The organism is Pseudomonadota bacterium (assembly GCA_016711215.1).
Classification (GTDB): Bacteria; Myxococcota_A; Polyangia.
This window is the reverse complement of record JADJTL010000003.1, coordinates 755,946-773,985: the sequence shown is the minus strand read 5'-3', so window position 1 is coordinate 773,985 and position 18,040 is coordinate 755,946. Positions and strand designations below refer to the sequence as shown.

Genomic DNA, 18,040 nt, shown 5'->3' with positions numbered 1-18,040 from the left:
GAGTGTCAGCAAGCTCGGCGCGGCGGGCCGGTAGCCCCACCGCAGCACGAAGATGTCGTAGGCGCTGATGCGGCGCAGAGCCTGCGTGACGCTGAGCAGGTCGACCTCTCCCTGACCGCGGAAGAGCAGGCGCAGGTAGTCCTGGGTGGCGGGGTCGCTGGGGTCAGCGCCGCGTCCCATCAAGGGCAGGGAGATCAGCACGAAGATGGCGACGTTGATCGCGATCAGGCCATAGGTTACCCAGGGCGTGAAGCCGCGCGGGTTGGGCTGGTCGCCGATCGGGAGGATCACGCGAGGGTCATAGCAGATCGCTCGCCGACTGATCCAGCGCGGGGGCTGGCCGCGCGCGCACGCAATCTGGCGCTGGCTGGTGCTCGCAACCGGATACGCGCAAGCTGCTGCGCGCAGCTGATACAATGGGCGCTGGCGCCGCGCGCCGGCGACGAGGGGAGCTGGATGGATCGCGAAGCGACGTTGGTCGAGCCAGCCAAGCTGCTTGATGCGCTGGCCGATGGGGTCTACGCGACGGACAAGCACCGCCGCATCATCTATTGGAATCGCGCCGCCGAGCGCATCACCGGCTATCGCGCCGAAGAGGTGCTCGGCCGTTCGTGCTTCGGTGGCATATTGGCGCACGTCGACAAGGACGGACGTCGGCTCTGCGGCTGCGAGACCTGCCCACTGCAGCGCGCGATCAGCACCGGGAAGGCCAGCCGGCGACCGCTGATCATTTTCGCGCGTAAGAAGGGCGGCACGCGCCTGCCTACCGAGGTTTCGGTCGCGCCCTTGCGTGATCTCGAAGGGCGCGTGGTCGGTGGGGTCGAGGTCTTCCGCGACTCGACGGGGTTGCTCGACGATCTCGAGCGCGCGGCGGCGATTCAACGCCACGCCGTGCGTCTCGACCTGCCTGCCGATCAGCGCATCAGCTTCGCGGCGCGCGCGACGCCGCTCGACTTCGTCGGCGGCGACTTTCACCGCGTCGATCGCCTCGACGCCGACCGCTACGCCGTGTTGATCGCCGATGTCACGGGTCATGGCGTGGCGGCCGCGCTCTATACGATGCAGCTCCGTATGCTCTGGGAGGAGCTGCGCGCCCAATGGGGCGAGCCCGCGGCCCTGCTCGCGGCGATGAGTGAGCGTCTGCGCAGTGTCTTGCAGCGTGCGGAGGACTTCGCCACCGCCTTGGCGGGGGTCATCGATCTCGGCGCGCGCTCCTTCACCTTCGCCAGCGCCGGTCACCCGCCGCCGCTCTGGTTCTCCAGCGATGGGGGCGGCTCGGTGCTCGAGGCCGAGGGCGTGCCCCTTGGGCTCTTCGCGGGGACGCGCTACCAGGTGCATCGCCAGGCGTTGGCGCCCGGCGATCGCCTGCTGCTCTGCAGCGACGTCGCGATCGAGCAGAGCGCCGCGAGCGGCGAGCCGTTGGGCTCCGAAGGCCTGCTGGCGCTGCTGCAGACGCTGCGCTTCGACGGCTCGGCCGCGAGCCTCGCCACGCTCGAGCGCCGCTTGCTCGGCCACAGCGGCGCGATTCGTCTCGACGACGATCTGACGCTCGTGGCTGCGCGCCTGAGCTAGGCGTTGACAGTCGAGGCCGCGCTTGCGACCCCTTCGCTCGGGCGTATACTCCCGCCCGGCGGCGCCGGGCCTTGAGCACAGGAGCTGTTCCGGTCAGGTGATCCGCTAGAAACGATGTTGAAATGATCCGGTCGAAGACGCCGGTATTGGCGCTGTCGCGCTGGGCCGCCGCAGGCCGCGCGTCGCCGCGTGGTGGCGAGCGCCGGGGATGAGCAACTCGCTCCCGGTCGTGCTCACCATCGCCGGCTCCGACTCCTGCGCCGGCGCCGGGATTCAGGCCGACCTCAAGACCATCGCCGCGCTCGGTGGCTACGGCGTCAGCGCGATCAGCGCGTTGACGGCGCAGAACACCCGCGGCGTGCAGGCCGCGCAGGCGGTCGCTCCCGACTTCGTGCGCGCCCAGCTCCGCTCGCTCTTCGCCGACCTGCCGATCCGCGCGGTCAAGAGCGGCATGCTCGGTGGGCGCGAGGTCGTGCGTGTCGTCGCGGCGCTGATGCGCGAGCAGGCGCCTGCGCACTTCGTGCTCGATCCCGTCGGGCGCGCGACCAGCGGCGACAGCCTCCTCGATGCCGCCGGCCTGGCGGCGCTCGCGGATGAGCTGCTGCCCTTGGCCACCGTCGTCACCCCCAATGGGCATGAGGCGGCCGCGCTGACCGGCTTGCCCGTGACCACGGCCGCCGAGGCCGCCGTCGCGGCGCGCGCGTTGCTCAATCGCGGCGCGCGCGCCGTCGTCGTGACCGGCGGCGACCTGCGCTCCGACCGCGCGATCGACGTGCTGGTCACGGCCGCCGGTGAGCAACGCTTCGAGGGTGAGCGGCTCGCCTCGCGCCACACGCATGGGACGGGCTGCACCTTCTCGGCCGCGATCGCCACGCTGCTCGCGCAGGGCCATGCGTTGGCTCAGGCTGTGGCGCAGGCCAAACAGTACGTGACCCTGGCGATCGGCGCCGCGCCGGGCCTGGGCGCTGGCCACGGCCCCACCGATCACTTCTTCTTCCTGCGCCAGGCCGGTGCGGGCTGGGTGCCCACCGCCGCTCCCGCCCCGCGTCCGCTGCCCCGCTTGCACGTCATCACCGACGAGCAGCAGCAAGCGCGCTACACGCACGTGGAGCTGGCGCGCCTCGCCGCGGAGGGCGGCGCCGACGCGGTACAGCTGCGGGAGAAGCGCCCGCGGGCCACGCGTGAGCTGATCGCGCTGGCGCAGGCGATGCGGGCGGAGCTGGCGCCGCGGCAACTCCCGCTCGTGGTGGACGATCGGCTCGACGTGGCCCTAGCGGCGCAGGCGGAGGGTTTGCACGTCGGTCGCGACGACCCGGAGCCCGCGCTGGTGCGGCGCCTGCTCGGTGGGGCGGCCTGGGTGGGCGCGACCGCGAACAGCCTCGAGGAGGCGCGCGCGCTGGCGCAGGCCCCCGTTGACTACCTCGGCGTCGGCCCCGTCTTCGAGACGCACAGCAAGGCGCGGCCGGCCGCGACGCTGGGCCTCGACGGCCTGGCGGCGATCGTCGCCGCCGTCGACAAGCCCGTGATCGCCATCGGTGGGATCACCGCCGAGCGCGTGGCGGGGGTGCTCGAGGCCGGCGCCTGGGGCGTGGCGGCGACGGCTGCGGTCGTCTGCCAGCCGGACCCCGCGGCGGCGACGCGGCGCTTGCGTGAGGCGATCGAGGCCTTCGATCTCAGGAGCAGCGGATGAGCCCGAGGCTAGCGAAAGAGCCCGCTGACGTGGTGGTGATCGGCGGCGGGATCATCGGCCTCTCGGTAGCCTACGAGCTGCTGCGCGGCGGCGAACCGGCCCGCTTTCGGCGCACGGTCGTGCTCGAGCGCGGCCTCGCCGGCAGCGGCGCGACGCAGGCCGCCGGCGGGATGATCGCGCCGATCTCCGAGGCCGAGGTGCAGTCGCGCGCGGTGGTCGAGCTCGGGCTCGACAGCCTTCAGCGCTGGGGCGACTTCGCCGCGGGGATCGAGCAGCTCACGCCGCTGCGCTGCGGCTATCAGCGCGAGGGCACGCTCTGGGTCGCTGCCGACGGCGACGAGCTGCGCGAGCTCGAGCATGTCCAGGCGCTGCAGCGCGACAAGGGCGTCGCCTCGACCCTCTTGACCGCGCGCGAGGTGCTCGAGCGCGAGCCGCACCTCTCGTCGCGCCTCAGCGGCGGCCTGCGCATCGCGCTCGATCATCGCGCCGATCCGCGCCGGGTCACCGCCGCGTTGGTCGCGGCCCTCGACCAGCTCGGGGGCAGCCTGCGCGAGGGCTTCACGGTCGAGCAACTCGAGCGCGAGGGCGAGCGCTGGGCTGTGCGCGGCAGGGATCCCACGGGGCAGCCCTTCTGCTTGCAGGCGCGAAGCGTGGTGCTTGCCGCCGGGGCCTTTAGCGAGCAGGGCCTCTCGAGCCCGCTGCCGAGCCTCGGCCTGCGCCCAGTCAAGGGGCAGGCGCTGCGGCTGGAGCAGGGGCGGGGCCGCCTCTTGCGCCATGCGCTGCGCAATCCACGCGTCTACCTGGTGCCGCGCGACGACGGCGCGCTCTTTGTCGGGGCCACCTCCGAGGAGCAAGGCTTCGAGGGCAGCTCGACCGCTGGCGCCACGCTCGACCTCTTGCGCTATGCTTGGCGCCTCTTGCCCGGCATCTACGACCTTCCGCTGACCGAGCTGATCGTCGGCTTTCGGCCCGCGCTGCGTGACCACCAGCCGGCGATCGGTCCGCTGGCCGCGCCCGAGTGCCGCGGCCTCTACCTGGCGATCGGCCACTACCGCGACGGCATCCTGCTCGCGCCAGCGACCGCGCACTACCTGGCCCAGGCGATCCGCGAGGAGCAGGTTCCCGCGGCGCTCGCGCCCTTCCTGCCCGAGCGCCTGCTGGCCCCGCCCGCTGCTTCCGCTGCCGCCCTCGCCCCCTCGCTCGCCGAGGTCGCGCGATGAGCGGGGGCGCGGCGCTTCCGCCGCCCGCGGGCGGCGCCGGCGGCGGCTCGGACACGTCCGCGCAGATCACCCTCAACGGCGCGCCCCAGGCACTGATAGAGCCCAATCTGCAGGCGCTGCTGGCGCGACTCGGCCATGCCGAGCGGCGAGGCATCGCCGTGGCGCTCAACGATAGCGTCGTACCGCGTGAGCGCTGGGCGGCGACCGCGCTCCGCTCGGGCGATCGCCTGGAGCTGCTGGTCGCCGTGCAAGGAGGATGAGGAAGATGAGTGATCCAGCCGAAGCTGGGGCGCTGACCGCGCCTGCACCCTCCGCGCCGCCGACCGACGATGGCTTCGAGCTCGCGGGGCTGCGCCTGCGCTCGCGGCTGCTGCTCGGGACGGCGCGCTATCCGAGCCGTCAGACCCTCCTCGACGCGCTCGCTGCCGCGCAGACCGAGCTGGTGACGGTCGCGCTGCGGCGGGTCGGCGTCGGCGGCGATGGTGAGAACCTCTACGTGCAGCTACGCGAGCGCGGCTACCACCTGCTGCCCAATACCGCCGGCTGCTTCACCGCGCGCGATGCCGTGCTCACGGCGGAGCTGGCGCGCGAGGCGTTGGGCACACCGCTGATCAAGCTCGAGGTGATCGCCGACGAGGAGACGCTCTTGCCCGAGGTGCAGGCGCTCGTCGAGGCCGCAGGCGAGCTCGTGCGCAAGGGCTTCAAGGTGCTGCCCTACACCAACGACGATCCGATCGTCGCGCGACGGCTGCAGGAGCTCGGCTGCGTGGCGGTGATGCCCCTGGCCGCGCCGATCGGCTCGGGCCTCGGCATCCGCAACCCGCACAACCTGGAGCTGATCCGCCAGCTCGTCAGCATCCCCGTGATCGTCGACGCCGGCGTCGGCACGGCGTCGGACGTGGCCCTCGCCTTCGAGCTTGGCTGTGACGGCGTGCTGCTCAACAGCGCGATCGCGCGGGCCCGGGATCCCGTACGGATGGCGCGGGCGATGTACCACGCGGCCGCCGCCGGTCGTGACGCGCTCCTCGCCGGCCGCATGCCCCGCCGCTTCTATGCCGAGGCCAGCACCGCGCGCGAGGGTCGGCTCGGCGGGAAGGCGGAGTAGACGATGGTTGCAAGCAACGCTGATAGCGCCGCCTCGCCCCTCCCGGGGCGCGCCTTGCCGCGGCTGATGCTGGTCTGGAGCCCCGTCGCCGCGCCCCCCCTGCACGCCGATTGGGGGGGCCCGACGCGACCCTTTGCCGTGATCGGCGCCGCCGTCGACGCCGGCCTGCGCCTCCTGCAGCTCCGGGGCCGGGAGCTGCCGGGCGACGAGCGACGACGGGCGGCGCAGACGCTGCGCGAGCGCTTTCCCGCGCTCGAGCTCTTGATCAACGACGATCCGGCGCTCGCGCGGGAGCTGGGCAGCGGGCTGCACCTGCCCGAGCGCGCTGCCCTGCCGGTGGACTGGCCGCCAGCCGCGCGGTGGGGCCGGGCCGTGCATGGCGTGGAGGCGGCGCAGGAGGCCGCCTGCGCGGGTGCGCACTTCGTCGTGCTCGGGACGATCTTTCCCACGCCGAGCAAGCCCGGCCACCCCGGCGCCGGCCTGAAACTCGTCGCGGCCGTGCATGCGGCCGTGGCCACGCCGATCTACGCCATCGGTGGCATCGACGCGGCGACGGCGCCGACCTTGCGCGCCGCTGGCGCCCATGGCGTGGCCGTCCAGCGCGCGATCCTCGACGCCCCGGATCCCGCCGCCGCCACCGCGGCCCTGCTCTCCGCCCTGGCCTAGCGCCCGAGCGCATCCTTCGCCCGGTCGCGGCTGCTGGATCCGCCAGCCAGCCCTTCGCCGATCCTTCAGTAGCCGCAGGCAGGGGTCAATCGACACCAGCGCGGCGTCTTGTCTGGACACGCAACCTCTCGCAATGGCTAAGACAACATCATGGCACGGTTGATGCTTTTGTTCGCGGCAGAGAGCGTTTCCACGAGTCCCGAAGACGAGTCCCGAAGACGAGTCTCCAAGACGAGTCTCCAAGACGAGTCTCCAAGACGAGTCTCCAAGAGGTGTCCGATGAAGTCGCAGCGAATCAACCCCCGTCCTGGAAAGTCCCAGCGCTCCTCCGCGCAGGTCTCTCGGTCCTTCCGCGCGCTACGCGCCGCCACGCTGCTGGTCGGCCTCCTCTCCAGCGCTTGCACCAAGGGGCCGAGTGGCAGCGGGGCGCGCGAGCAGACCGGTTGGTTTGGTGACCAGAATGGCGAGTCGCGGGTGCTCCATCCCGGCACCTCTGGGGCCAGCGAGGTCTTCTCGCTGGCGGGTGGCACGCTGAACTGCATTCTGACGATCGCGCCGGTCACCAACGACAACAGCGCATCCTACGAGCCCGGCGCGGGCCAACTCATGGGCACCGTGTCGGGCTCACTCGTGTGCAACGGTCTCGAAGAGGTGCCTTTTTACGATTCCTCGGTGCCCAATCGGAACCGCTTCGACCGCTTCGGCGTCATTGTCGACCTCAACCGCATCGTCCATCAGTACGGCCAGGCGGGGGCCTCGGTCGATGTGACCCTCTACCCTGATTGTCCCTCGACGGGTTGTCCCGGGCCCGGTGCGGGCTCGGGCTCCGTCCTCGGCAGCGGCTCAGTCGCCACCGGCGCCGAGCAGCCGGGCTTCTTCTCAGGCGTTCGCTCGGATCTGAGTGCGCAGTGGATCGCGAGCCCCGGGGCGGCAGAGTTCAGCGTGGCGCTCCCCGGACTCGGCACCAAGAGCTGTTGGGTCTACGTCACCGCCGTCTCGCACGTCGACCTTGGCCCGCAATACGACTCGGAATCTCCCGTCGCCGGCGAGGTCTACTGCGAACCCTGGGCGCCCGTGCCCTTCAGCCTGCCGGTGCCCTCCAGCGGCAGCAGCACCTTCAGCGCCGCTGCCGCCGGCGGACCGCCCGTGCGGCTGACCTTCTGGGGCACCTCCGGCGCGCCGCCCCAGGTCAACGTCAGCGTCGCCGCCGAATGCCCAGCCAACGGCTGCTCCGCCGCACCCGCCCTCGTCGACTACGGCAACGCGGTCACGGTCGTGCCCGTGACCGCGTCCACGGTGACCCAGAGCGCGGGGAATACGGTCTTCGATCCCGCGCGGCATTGGTATCTCTGCCAGGACGAAAGCCTCGCCTTCGGCAACTTCTGCACCCGCCAGGGCAAGAGCTGTATTCGAGATGCCTCAGATGGCAGCGGCATCAACTTCCGCTGTCTCGACGACAGCCAGCTTTCGAGCCTGGCACCGAATCAGCACACCTTCCGCGAATGCGCCCTCGGCGGCGGCGCCTTCGGTTGGCAGTATCGCGACAGCGCCACCGGCCGTTGGTTCCCCTGCCAGGCCCCCGGAAACACGACCGGCGAGTGCCGCTGGGTCTTCGACCAGCTCGCTGACATTTTGGGTTCCCGGGGCGTAAGCGTGGCCTTGCTGCCAGCCGCTGCGCAGCAGCAGATCGCGGCCTGCAACCCGTCGGCAAGTACCGCAAGCCCCACGCCGTGGGCCATCGGCGGTGCCAACCCGCGCGCCACGAACTCTGCAGCCAGCCCTGTCGCAACCCCGCCGACCTATGCCGCGAGCAATCTCGCGACCAGCACGGCGCCGCCGGCGGAGCAGAGCCTTTGCCAGAGGGCCTGCGCGGTGGGGTCGAGCTGCGTCTTCGCCGTAGACTTCCCAGCGCTGGGCGTGGCCTCAGTGCAGGCGCAGCAGAGCGCCCAGTCGATCGCGCCCCAATGCCTGACGGACCGTGACCTTGCCGAGCGCTTTCAAACCCTAGGAGGGCGTTCGAGCCTTTCCCTCGCCTATCGGCAATGTCGCCCGGCGGGGGCGACGGGGTGGTGTGGTGTCAGCGGAGTGCTTCGCGCAGGAACGCCGTCGACCGGGCAAGCCTGCACGCGCGTGCGACCCGGAACGCCGACCTACTTTGGGCTGCGGCGCGCCGGCATTGCCCTTCCGGACTGCTAGGCGCTGGGCCCTTCCGGAATGCTAGGCGCTGGCCGTGCAGCGACTTCACGACGTGGGCGGAGGAAGACCGATGGAAACGCTAGGCGGACGAGTGAGACGGGACCCGGGACTGTGGTGTTCAGTACTGCTGACGACGACGCTCCTCGCCGGTTGTGGAGTTCTGGGCAGCGACGCGTCGGATGGAAAGAGCATCGAGCTGGCAGCCGTACTCACGGGTCCAGGTGGGAAGCCGCTCTTCCAGGTCTTCCAGGCGCTGAAGGCGTCCCGCTGCGGTGGGAGCGACTGTCTGATCGTCGTCAGGCCTCCGGTGGATATGGCCGCGCTTCCTCAAGTCATGGTGTCGCCAGCGGCTGGTCCGGTTCCTGGGGTGCCATGCGTTAGCCTCTCGAACGATAGCTTCACTGCCGCGACCTGCTCGGATGGCGCGGGGAGCGTGGGTTTCGCCCTCTGTTTGCCCGGCCCCGGAGACACCGCCTTCGCCTGGACCCCCTGCGCCGCGACGGAAGCGCTTTGGATGGGCCCCGACTACCTCGAAGCGATCCTGATGATGGGGCCGGCGCTCTCGGCCCTCGCCGGTGAGGCACCCGCCACCGCGGACGCCCCCGAGCCGGTGGTGGCCGGAAGCTGGCCCGCGGGACCCGCCAAGGTCTGCGTGGCGATGACGCCAGAGAGTGGCGTGGATCTCTTCTCCTTCGCAGTGACGATCAACGGCGGTATCGCCCCAGTTCGGGTTCAGGGACCGTCGGGCATCACCAACCAGCCGTCGAGCAACCCGGCCTGCGTCCTCGTCGAGGTCCCGCAGAGCGGCGGGGCCTCCATCGTGATCCGCGTCAACGCCAACGTGATGAAGAGCGCCAGCGACTGGGATAGCGTCAGCTGCACCTACACCTACGTGAATCCGGCGCAGAAGCCGGTTGTACGGTGTGCGGGTGGTGCTGCGCTGCCGAGCACTTTGATCGTCGGGCCGCCCGGCGAGATCGACCAGCAGATTTCGCAGATAGCGGCGACGCTTGCCGTGATCGGCGGGGTGCCGTCCGCGTGATTCGGCTGCTTCGATGCTGCTTGCTGCCGCTGGGTGGGGAACGCCCACCTGGAGTTCCCGAGCAGGCCAGGTTACCAGGCAGGCCCTCTGCGCCAGGATGAACAGTAAAGAGAGGGGAGAGAAGACATGATCCAGCAACCAAGCGTCCCCGATCGATGCGAGAAGCGCCCGCGGCCAGCCAAGTGCCGGCGCATGGGTCGGCCAGGCCGCGCGCGGCATCGAGCCGCAGACCGGCGGTCGAGGGGCGGCGGCGTTGCGGCTCTTCCGGGACTCATTGCATTCGCGGTCCTTGCCACGCTTCACGTCGGCTGCGGTCTGGATTTAGGGCCGACCGAGCAGGCCAAGGCCGGATGGACTTCGGAGACGCAAACACCGACGCAACTGGACTCGAGTCTCGCGAGTCTTGCGAATGGCGCAGGGCGAATCGAGATTGCGAGCTTTGGCCTCGACGGTCAACCGAGCGTGTTGGCGCTCGACGTAGCCTCGGTCAGCAGCGCCTCGGTCAGCAGCGCCTCGGTCAACAACGAGGTGGGCGGAGGTTTGGCCTCGCCGGATTGGATCGCGTCCCTTCGAGTGCAGGCCGCGGTCGACGGGTACGGGGTTGCCGCGCAGGTGCTTCCCGGCACGAGTGCCGAGGTGCAGGAGCTGCTCGCGAGCACCCCCTTCGCCCAGCTCCCAGGCGAGGACTTCGCCGTCATCACCGTCGACCTCGGTTCGGCGGCCGCGTTCACGGCCGCGCTCGTTGACGCGCCAGCGCGTTTCGCTAGCGCGCGCTGCGATGGGCCCCTCTGCGCTTCAGGTACCATGGCAGACGCTCCGGCGCCGCATGCTGTGGCGCGGCCTGCTCAAGTGCGGGTTACGCCTCCGGCCGCGATTCAGGCGACGACGGGGGCAGGCTCCTCCGCTTCGCCAGCAACGACGCCCAGGATCTCGGCGCAGGCAGGAGCGGCCGCGGGCACGGCGATAGCGTACACGGCTGGCCTGTGGAGTTCCGCGCACCCCTGCATAAGGACCGCGATGAGGCTCGGTGCCCTGCTGATGACTGGCGGTGTGGCATTCCTCGTTGTGCGAACGGCTCTCCCGTTCGCGATAGCGGGTGCGGCTAGCACGGCTCGTGTGGTGGGCACAAACGCCGCTGTCGCGGGTACGGGCGCGGCACTGACTGTGGCCGGCGCCGTGGCGATGGTGGCCTGGAACGCTGTCGCGGAGGGAGTTCAGGACGCGACGAAGTGCTACTCAGACCTCGACGAACTTGATCGTGCCGCGGGGCAGCAGGTCGAGGCCATAGGGGCAGCAGTCGATCAAATTCGCTAGCTAGCACACACAACATCTCCCACCCGACACGAAATCCCCAACCCACTAAACATCCCAAACATCCCCCACCTAAAACATCCCCCACCCCCCAGCAAACATCCCCCACCCGGGTTAATATGACGCGCTAGAGAAATGCAACTCATCTTGCTTTGCCAGCTTAGAACCTTAAACATCCCCCACCCGGGTTAATATGACGCGCTAGTAAAACATCCCCACAAAACATCCCCCACCCGGAAAACATCCCCCACCCTCACAAAACATCCCCCCAACCCACAACACATCCCCACCTACCAACATCCCCCACCCGGGTTAATATAACGCTCTTGAGAAATGCAACTCATCTTGCTTTGCCAGCGTAGCCACATTCGCGAAAACCTCGAAGCTCTGAGAGAAAGCAGCCCAAACAAAACATCCGACAAACATCCCCCACCCGGGTTAATATGACGCGCTAGAGAAATGCGCAACATCCCCCACCCGGGTCAATATCCCCAACCTCCCCACCCGGGTTAATATGACGCGCTAGAGAAATGCAACTCATCTTGCTTTGCCTCCAACATCCCCCACCCGGGTTAATATAACGCGCTAGAGAAATGCAACTCATCTTGCTTTGCCAGCTTAGCCACCTTCGCTAAAACCTCGAAGCTCTGAGAGAAAGCAGAGTCACAGTCCGTACCTGTCGCGCGCTGGGGCTTGCGAGGCAGGTGCCGCGCCGAACGCCGTGCCGCTGGTGAGCCGGCCGAGGCCGACGGCGGTGATGCGCTCGGCGAGCGGGTAGGAATGATCGCCGGGTAGACGACCCAGCGCTGGTCCAGCGCGAGGTCCGGCAAGGCGACGGTCATCGAATGCGTCAGCCGACAACAACAACAACAACAACATCCCCACCCGGGTTAATATGACGCGCTAGAGAAATGCAACTCATCTTGCTTTGCCAGCTTAGCCACATTCGCGAAAACCTCGAAGCTCTGAGAGAAAGCAGAGTCACAGTCCGTACCTGTCGCGCGCTGGGGCTTGCGAGGCAGGTGCCGCGCCGAACGCCGTGCCGCTGGTGAGCCGGCCGAGGCCGACGGCGGTGATGCGCTCGGCGAGCGGGTAGGAATGATCGCCGGGGTAGACGACCCAGCGCTGGTCCAGCGCGAGGTCCGGCAAGGCGACGGTCATCGAATGCGTCAGCCGCGGGGCGTCGGCGACCTTGACCTCGTGGCCCCAGCGTTGAGCGCGACGCATCGGCGCTGCGGCCGGGGGGAGCTCGGTGGCCGCGGCGTCCTCCCAGCGGCTGCCAGTCTACGACCTAGGGCACGCGCCAACGCAGGCCCGTGAAGCGTGCGTAGTCGCGATCGAGCGTGATCCATTCGCAGCCCGACTCGATCGCCAGGGCGGCGAACCAGGCGTCGGGCACAAGGTTACCGCGCGCGTCGGCCTCGCGACACAGACGCGAGAAGATCGACCAGTGCCCTTCGCCCGGCTGGACCGTCACGCAGTGTGCGGGCGCCAGCAGCACTTCACAGAAGCCAAGGGCCTCGGTCAAGGGGCTGGGCCTGACGAAGACCTTGGGGTGGGTGACGACACGCAGCACGCCGCTCAAGACCTGCGGGGCCAGGCCGTAGCGCGCCTCGCCATTGACCACGCCATCGAGCCACGTCCGACAGGCGCGGTGAGACGGCGAGTCGCTGCGGAAGGCATGCACCAACACGTTGACGTCTGGAAGGATCACGCCCCGCTCATCACGTCCTCGAGCTCGCTCGCCCGACTGAGGTCGACACCGGGCAACACGCCGCCCGTGCTCCGGGAGACCGGCAGCTCCACGCGCTCGACGGGCGCCACCCGCTTGCGGGCTAGCACCAGCGCCAACCCTTCCTCGACCATGGCCGTCAGGGTGCGTCCCTCGCTGTGCGCACGACGCTTGGCCCGTTGCAGCAGCTCATCACGGATCCGGACGGTCGTTCTCATATGTCAGAGCATATGGCCTTGACATCGATATGTCCACGGGCGAGCGGCGCCCGCACGGGGCAATCGGGGCCGAGTTCCCCATAATTCGAGAAGACGGCGAATCGCTGCAAAAGGACCGAGTCACGAGCCGTGCCGGTCGCGCGCTGGGGCTGGCGAGGAAGGTGGCGAGGCAGGTGCCGCGCCGAACAACGCCGCGCCGATCGTGAGCTGGCCGCTCGAGGTTAAGCGCCGACGCGCCCTGATGACGCGCCGTGGCAGTCCTAGGCCCCGCTAGTGGGCGCCTGCTGCTGGCTCCGGATTGCGAGGTTCCGGGCGCCGCGTCGCAGTGCCATGCACGCTCTTGGCACTCTTGTCTCGCGCGGGCCGCTGGCCTCCGCGTCCTAAGGCGAGCCAAGCTGCGGAGGTCAGCGTGACGCCCGCAAGTGCGGCAAAGCCGATCGCGCCGCCCTTGTACCGCGCGCGCCATTCACCGGCCTCTTGGGCCCGGAGCCTCAGGTGCCGGCCGACCGAGTCGGCGTTTCCGAGCAAGGGCGGCGACATCATTGGTTTGGCTATTTGCTCAAGGGCGTAACGATGGGCGTTGTTGGCCGGCGGCAGGTACACGGGCCACAGGGGTGATTGCACGGCGCGCTCCCGCCGGTCGCCCAAAGCTGCCAAGAAGGGTCCGATTCGCCGATAGAAGGGGTCCCTTCCGGCAAGTGACGCCGGCTCGGCGACGTTCTCGGTCTGGTGCCACGCCTGCTGGGCGTCCTCGTAGGCCTGTTGCGTCCCAACCTCTTCCAGCCCGAAGACGCTGCACACTGCGGAAAGGCAGAGCGCCGCGGCCGCTAGGGCGGTCTGCGCCCCCAGGCCAAGACCCGCCGTGGGCTGCTTGCCACCCACGGGCCGCCCCGTGGCCCGCGCCTCCGCGGCAGGCCCAAGGGTCGCCGTGAGGAGGGTAACCACGGCGATCTCCGCCGCGAGCGTCGACCAGCGCCTGCGTCTCGCTGGCCCTCGCGCCTGCCTATCGCTCATCGCTCCGACCTCCCCGCTCCCCGGCCTTTTCACCTACGCGCATGGCGCCAGTCAACCAGTGTCAAACAACGGGCACAAATCAATAGGCGCCAATCAACAGGCGCCAAGCGCCCACGACGAGCGCGATTCCCACCGACGACACGGCGACCCTCGGCCAAGCAGCCTTCGTGCCAGCTCCGTGGTCGCCTGGGGAGCTTGTAACGGACGGGAATCACCACCGCTCGGCCCGCGAAGGCGCTGGGCCTCCTCGCCGGGCATCCTCCGTCGTGGAAGCTGGACCTGGCAGCCGTCTCTGGCTTTCGGAGCGTGCGGCATGGCATCAGCGGCCACCTGCGGCCTGGTCGCCTCGGAGCAGCGTTGCCCCTCGGCCCCTCCGCCCCTCCGGCCCCCCAACACTCCGCCTCTCCCCTCGTTCCCTGCGCCGCCTGCCTCGGTTAGACTGCCGCGTATCGTCAGGCGAAGAACAGGGACAACGCGTCGCGGGCCACGTGGCCGGGCTGCTAGTTGTACGTAGGAGGCCGCGCACGCGCGCCCGCGTGGGAGAGGGTGGGGTAGCCGCATGATCGAAGACCTGAACACCGCCTTCGCGCAGCTCGTGCGTTGCTCGCCGATGGGGATCCACTTCTATGAGCTCGAGCCGAGCGGACGGCTCGTCTTCGTGGGCGCCAATCCGGCGGCCGATCGCCTGCTGGGTGTCGACAACAGCCAGTTCATCGGCAAGGCGATCGAGGAGGCCTTTCCGCCGCTCGCGGCTACCGAAATCCCGGCGCGTTACCGTACGGCCGCGGCGGAGGGCGTCGCCTGGAGCACGGAGCAGATCGACTACGACGATGAGACGATCCGTGGGGCGTTCGAGGTGCATGCCTTCCAGACCGGCTCAGGCCGGATGGCGGTGCTCTTCGCCGATATCACGCAGCGCCTTTGCGACCGCCGCGCGCTCGAAGAGAGCGAGCGCAGGTATCGCGATCTCTTCGAGAACGCGAGCGATATGATTCAGATCGACGATCGGCACGGCCGAGTCGTTTACGTCAACGCGGCCTGGCGGCGCCGGCTGGGCTATGCCGAGGCGGAGGTCGCGCCGCTGACGCTCGCCGAGCTGGTCCATCCCAATTCGATCGCCGCCTGGGAGTCGGTGCGTCGGCGCGCGCTGACGGGGGAGAACGTCGAGCGCTTCGAGGCCGTGCTGCAGACCAAGGAAGCCGAGGGCGTCTTCGTCGAGGGCAGCGTCAACGCGCGCATCGAGAGCGGCGCGCCGCTCTGGGTGCGTTACATCCTTCGGGACGTGACGGAGCGGCGGGAGGTCGACCGCGTCAAGGACGAGTTCATCTCGCTGGTCAGTCATGAGCTCCGCACGCCGTTGACGTCGATTCGCGGGGCCCTCGGGCTGATGGCGGGGGGCGTCGTCGGGGCGCTGCCCGAAAAGACGCTGACCATGGTCGAGATCGCCTGCCGCAACGCCGACCGGCTGATTCGGCTGATCAACACGATTCTCGACCTCGAGAAGCTCGAGGCCGGGAAGATCGTGCTGTACACAGAGCGCCTGCGGCCGCCGGAGCTCCTCCAGCCGGTGGTGGACATGCTGGCGGTCGTGGCGGCCGACGCCGGGGTGGCGCTGGTGGTCGAGGAGGTCGAGCCGACGCCCTGCATCGAGGGCGATCGCGACCGCCTGATCCAGGTGCTCACGAATCTGGTCGGGAACGCGATCAAGTTCTCGAGCACGGGCGAGACGGTGCGCCTCCGTTGCCGCGCAGCGGAGGACGCTGTGGTCTTCGAGGTCGAGGACCATGGCCCGGGAATTCCAGCGGGGGCGGAGCCGAAGCTCTTCCGTCGCTTCCAACAGCTCGACGGCTCGGCCACGCGTGCGCGAGGCGGCACTGGCCTGGGGCTCGCCATCTCGCGCGCCATCGTCGAGCAGCACGGCGGCTCGATTGGCGTCCAAAACGCGCCGCAGCAGGGTGCACGCTTCTTCTTTCGTCTGCCGCGCGCGCGCAGCTAGAAGGCATGCTGCGGCGGCCACGGGTGACCGGCCTTCTATCGTCTATCGAGCCTGACCCGTATCGAGCCCGACCCCGTATCGAGCCCGTATCGAGCCTGACCCCGTATCGAGCCTGACCCCGTATCGAGCCATCGAGCCTGACCCGGGTTCATGATCATCGACCCATCCATCGAGCTGGACCCGGTTGATGATCGGGGGCTATCGAGCCCGACCCGGCTATCGAGCCCGACCCGCTATCGCTATCGACCCGCTATCGCGCTATCGAGCCCGCTATCGAGCCCGACCCGCTATCGAGCCCGACCCTATCGAGCCCGACCCGCGCTATCGAGCCCGACCCGGGTTCACGTATCGAGCCCGACCCGGGTTGATGACCGGGGACAGGCCTCGACTCCCGCTTTCCCCACTGCTGCGGGCCGAGGAATGGGTTGGGCGTCTGGGTTGGGCCGTCACAGGACCGGATGTCGGACGCGCTGCCCGACCGGATGTCGGACGCGAGCGGCGACGTCATGCGCCAAGTAAGCAGGAAGATGCCGAAGAGCGATGGGCACGCGGTCTGCAGATGCCGACACGCTGCATGAGCATCCCTCGGCCGGTCATCGCTGGTGAGACCATAATGATCACCCGACGGTGCACGCAGCGGCAGTTCCTGCTGCGGCCCTCTTCGGCGGTGGTGGCGATCGTTGGGTACTGCCTCGCGGTGGCGGCGGCGCGGTACGGGGTGCGGATACACGCCTTCTGCGTGCTCTCCAATCACCTTCACCTCGTGGTCACGGACCTCAGGGGCACGCGGCCGGAGTTCTGCCGCTGGTTGTTCGAGTTCACCGCCGCGCCTCAACGCGCACTGGGGGCGCTGGGAGAACCTCTGGGCTACCGAGCCCCCGTCGGTCGTGCGCCTCGTCGACGCAGACGCGCAGCTCGCGAAGGCCGTCTACACGATCACCAACCCGGTGGCGGCGCTCCTGGTGACCGAGCACCACTACTGGCCGGGACTGATCAGCCTGCCGGCGCGAATGGGGCGGCCCCAGGCCTTTAAGCGACCAAGGGGCTTCTTCCGCGACAAGGGCCCACTTCCCGCGCACGCCGTACTGTCCGTCGATCCGCTCCCCGCCTTCGCGCACCTCGCGTGATCGAGCCCGACCCGGGTTGATGACCGGGGACAGGCCTCGACTCCCGCTTTCCCCACTGCTGCGGGCCGAGAAATGGGTTGGGCGTCTGGGTTGGGCCGTCACAGGACCGGATGTCGGACGCGCTGCCCGACCGGATGTCGGACGCGAGCGGCGACGTCATGCGCCAAGTAAGCAGGAAGATGCCGAAGAGCGATGGGCACGCGGTCTGCAGATGCCGACACGCTGCATGAGCATCCTCGGCCGGTCATCGCTGGTGAGACCATAATGATCACCCGACGGTGCACGCAGCGGCAGTTCCTGCTGCGGCCCTCTTCGGCGGTGGTGGCGATCGTTGGGTACTGCCTCGCGGTGGCGGCGGCGCGGTACGGGGTGCGGATACACGCCTTCTGCGTGCTCTCCAATCACCTTCACCTCGTGGTCACGGACGTCAGGGCACCCGGCCTGAGTTCTGCCGCTGGTTGTTCGAGTTCACCGCCAAGTGCCTCAACGCGCACTGGGGGCGCTGGGAGAACCTCTGGGCTACCCAGCCCCCGTCGGTCGTGCGCCCCGTCGACGCAGACGCGCAGCTCGCGAAGGCCGTCTACACGATCACCAACCCGGTGGCGGCGCTCCTGGTGACCGAGCACCACTACTGGCCGGGACTGATCAGCCTGCCGGCGCGAATGGGGCGGCCCCAGGCCTTTAAGCGACCAAGGGCTTCTTCCGCGACAAGGGCCCACTTCCCGCGCACGCCGTACTGTCCGTCGATCCGCTCCCCGCCTTCGCGCACCTCGCGCAGGACGAGTATGCCGCGTTGCTCACCGACGCCGTGGCCGCGCGCGAAGGCGAGTTCGCGGCGCTGCGGCGCGCCCAGGGCAAGGCCGTCCTCGGCCGACGCCAGGTGCTTCGGCAATCCGCTTTCGAGACGCCGCGCCGGGCCGAGCCACGCCGTCAACTGAGTCCACGCGTCGCCGGCGGCAACAAGTGGGCTCGGATTGAAGCGCTGCAGCGACTGCGCGAGTTTGTCAGCGGCTATCGCAGCGCCTGGCGCCGCTGGCGCGCTGGCGACCGGAGCGCAGTCTTCCCTTACGGCACCTGGGCGCTTCGCCTGCACGCCGGCGTTTGTTGCGCCCAGGCCCCCTGACGCCCGTCCCGCCCGGCCCCCTGGACCT

At 69.4% G+C, this 18,040-nt stretch carries 17 protein-coding genes; 10 read left to right on the top strand and 7 right to left on the bottom strand.

The genetic code is table 11. The features are described from left to right. Positions 1 to 291, bottom strand: a 291-nt coding sequence (locus tag IPL40_12010) for a hypothetical protein (GenBank protein MBK8481885.1), incomplete at its 3' end; no start/stop codon positions are given. A gap of 165 nt (positions 292 to 456) precedes the next feature. Here IPL40_12010 and IPL40_12005 point away from each other — a divergent pair. From IPL40_12005 to IPL40_11970, 8 genes are all read left to right on the top strand, one after another. Continuing rightward, positions 457 to 1,572 carry a SpoIIE family protein phosphatase gene (locus tag IPL40_12005; GenBank protein ID MBK8481884.1) on the top strand — a complete coding sequence of 372 codons (1,116 nt, stop codon included), beginning with the start codon at positions 457 to 459 and terminating at the stop codon, positions 1,570 to 1,572. Positions 1,573 to 1,780: 208 nt separating this feature from the next. Then, entirely contained in the window at positions 1,781 to 3,262 is a 1,482-nt protein-coding gene (thiD, locus tag IPL40_12000) for a bifunctional hydroxymethylpyrimidine kinase/phosphomethylpyrimidine kinase (GenBank protein MBK8481883.1), read from the top strand. Further along, entirely contained in the window at positions 3,259 to 4,482 is a 1,224-nt protein-coding gene (thiO, locus tag IPL40_11995) for a glycine oxidase ThiO (protein MBK8481882.1), read from the top strand. Before thiD ends, thiO begins: the two co-directional genes overlap by 4 nt. Continuing rightward, positions 4,479 to 4,742: a sulfur carrier protein ThiS gene (thiS, locus tag IPL40_11990; GenBank protein ID MBK8481881.1), complete on the top strand. Its 264-nt coding sequence runs from the start codon at positions 4,479 to 4,481 to the stop codon at positions 4,740 to 4,742. The genes thiO and thiS overlap by 4 nt, the downstream gene beginning before the upstream one ends. A 5-nt stretch (positions 4,743 to 4,747) precedes the next feature. Beyond that, the gene (locus IPL40_11985) at positions 4,748 to 5,587 is read left to right on the top strand and encodes a thiazole synthase (GenBank protein MBK8481880.1); all 840 of its coding nucleotides are present in this window, start codon (positions 4,748 to 4,750) and stop codon (positions 5,585 to 5,587) included. A 3-nt stretch (positions 5,588 to 5,590) separates the two neighbouring features. Beyond that, positions 5,591 to 6,253, top strand: a complete 663-nt coding sequence (locus IPL40_11980) for a thiamine phosphate synthase (protein ID MBK8481879.1) — start codon at positions 5,591 to 5,593, stop codon at positions 6,251 to 6,253. 279 nt (positions 6,254 to 6,532) lie between these two features. After that, positions 6,533 to 8,449 (top strand): hypothetical protein, encoded by a 1,917-nt coding sequence (locus tag IPL40_11975; GenBank protein MBK8481878.1) that lies wholly within the window; start codon positions 6,533 to 6,535, stop codon positions 8,447 to 8,449. 91 nt (positions 8,450 to 8,540) lie between these two features. Continuing rightward, complete coding sequence (locus tag IPL40_11970) at positions 8,541 to 9,491, top strand: hypothetical protein (GenBank protein MBK8481877.1); 951 nt, start codon at positions 8,541 to 8,543, stop codon at positions 9,489 to 9,491. A 452-nt stretch (positions 9,492 to 9,943) separates the two neighbouring features. Here IPL40_11970 and IPL40_11965 read toward each other — a convergent pair whose 3' ends face one another. The 5 genes from IPL40_11965 to IPL40_11945 all read right to left on the bottom strand — a co-directional run bounded on the left by IPL40_11965 (position 9,944) and on the right by IPL40_11945 (position 13,766). Then, positions 9,944 to 10,222, bottom strand: a complete 279-nt coding sequence (locus IPL40_11965) for a hypothetical protein (protein MBK8481876.1) — start codon at positions 10,220 to 10,222, stop codon at positions 9,944 to 9,946. A 1,561-nt stretch (positions 10,223 to 11,783) separates the two neighbouring features. After that, a complete protein-coding gene (locus IPL40_11960) occupies positions 11,784 to 12,029 on the bottom strand; it encodes a hypothetical protein (protein ID MBK8481875.1) in 246 nt (81 codons plus the stop codon). A 64-nt stretch (positions 12,030 to 12,093) separates the two neighbouring features. After that, positions 12,094 to 12,516 carry a type II toxin-antitoxin system VapC family toxin gene (locus IPL40_11955; protein ID MBK8481874.1) on the bottom strand — a complete coding sequence of 141 codons (423 nt, stop codon included), beginning with the start codon at positions 12,514 to 12,516 and terminating at the stop codon, positions 12,094 to 12,096. Then, complete coding sequence (locus IPL40_11950) at positions 12,513 to 12,752, bottom strand: hypothetical protein (GenBank protein ID MBK8481873.1); 240 nt, start codon at positions 12,750 to 12,752, stop codon at positions 12,513 to 12,515. Before IPL40_11950 ends, IPL40_11955 begins: the two co-directional genes overlap by 4 nt. 270 nt (positions 12,753 to 13,022) lie before the next feature. After that, the gene (locus IPL40_11945; protein MBK8481872.1) at positions 13,023 to 13,766 is read right to left on the bottom strand and encodes a hypothetical protein; all 744 of its coding nucleotides are present in this window, start codon (positions 13,764 to 13,766) and stop codon (positions 13,023 to 13,025) included. A 559-nt stretch (positions 13,767 to 14,325) separates the two neighbouring features. On the opposite strand from IPL40_11945, the gene IPL40_11940 reads away from it, so the two are divergent. Both IPL40_11940 and IPL40_11935 read left to right on the top strand, forming a co-directional pair. Further along, a complete protein-coding gene (locus IPL40_11940; protein ID MBK8481871.1) occupies positions 14,326 to 15,762 on the top strand; it encodes a PAS domain S-box protein in 1,437 nt (478 codons plus the stop codon). A gap of 887 nt (positions 15,763 to 16,649) precedes the next feature. Then, positions 16,650 to 16,889 (top strand): hypothetical protein, encoded by a 240-nt coding sequence (locus IPL40_11935; GenBank protein MBK8481870.1) that lies wholly within the window; start codon positions 16,650 to 16,652, stop codon positions 16,887 to 16,889. Positions 16,890 to 17,517: 628 nt separating this feature from the next. Here IPL40_11935 and IPL40_11930 read toward each other — a convergent pair. Next, entirely contained in the window at positions 17,518 to 17,823 is a 306-nt protein-coding gene (locus IPL40_11930; protein MBK8481869.1) for a hypothetical protein, read from the bottom strand. Positions 17,824 to 18,040 lie beyond the last annotated feature (217 nt).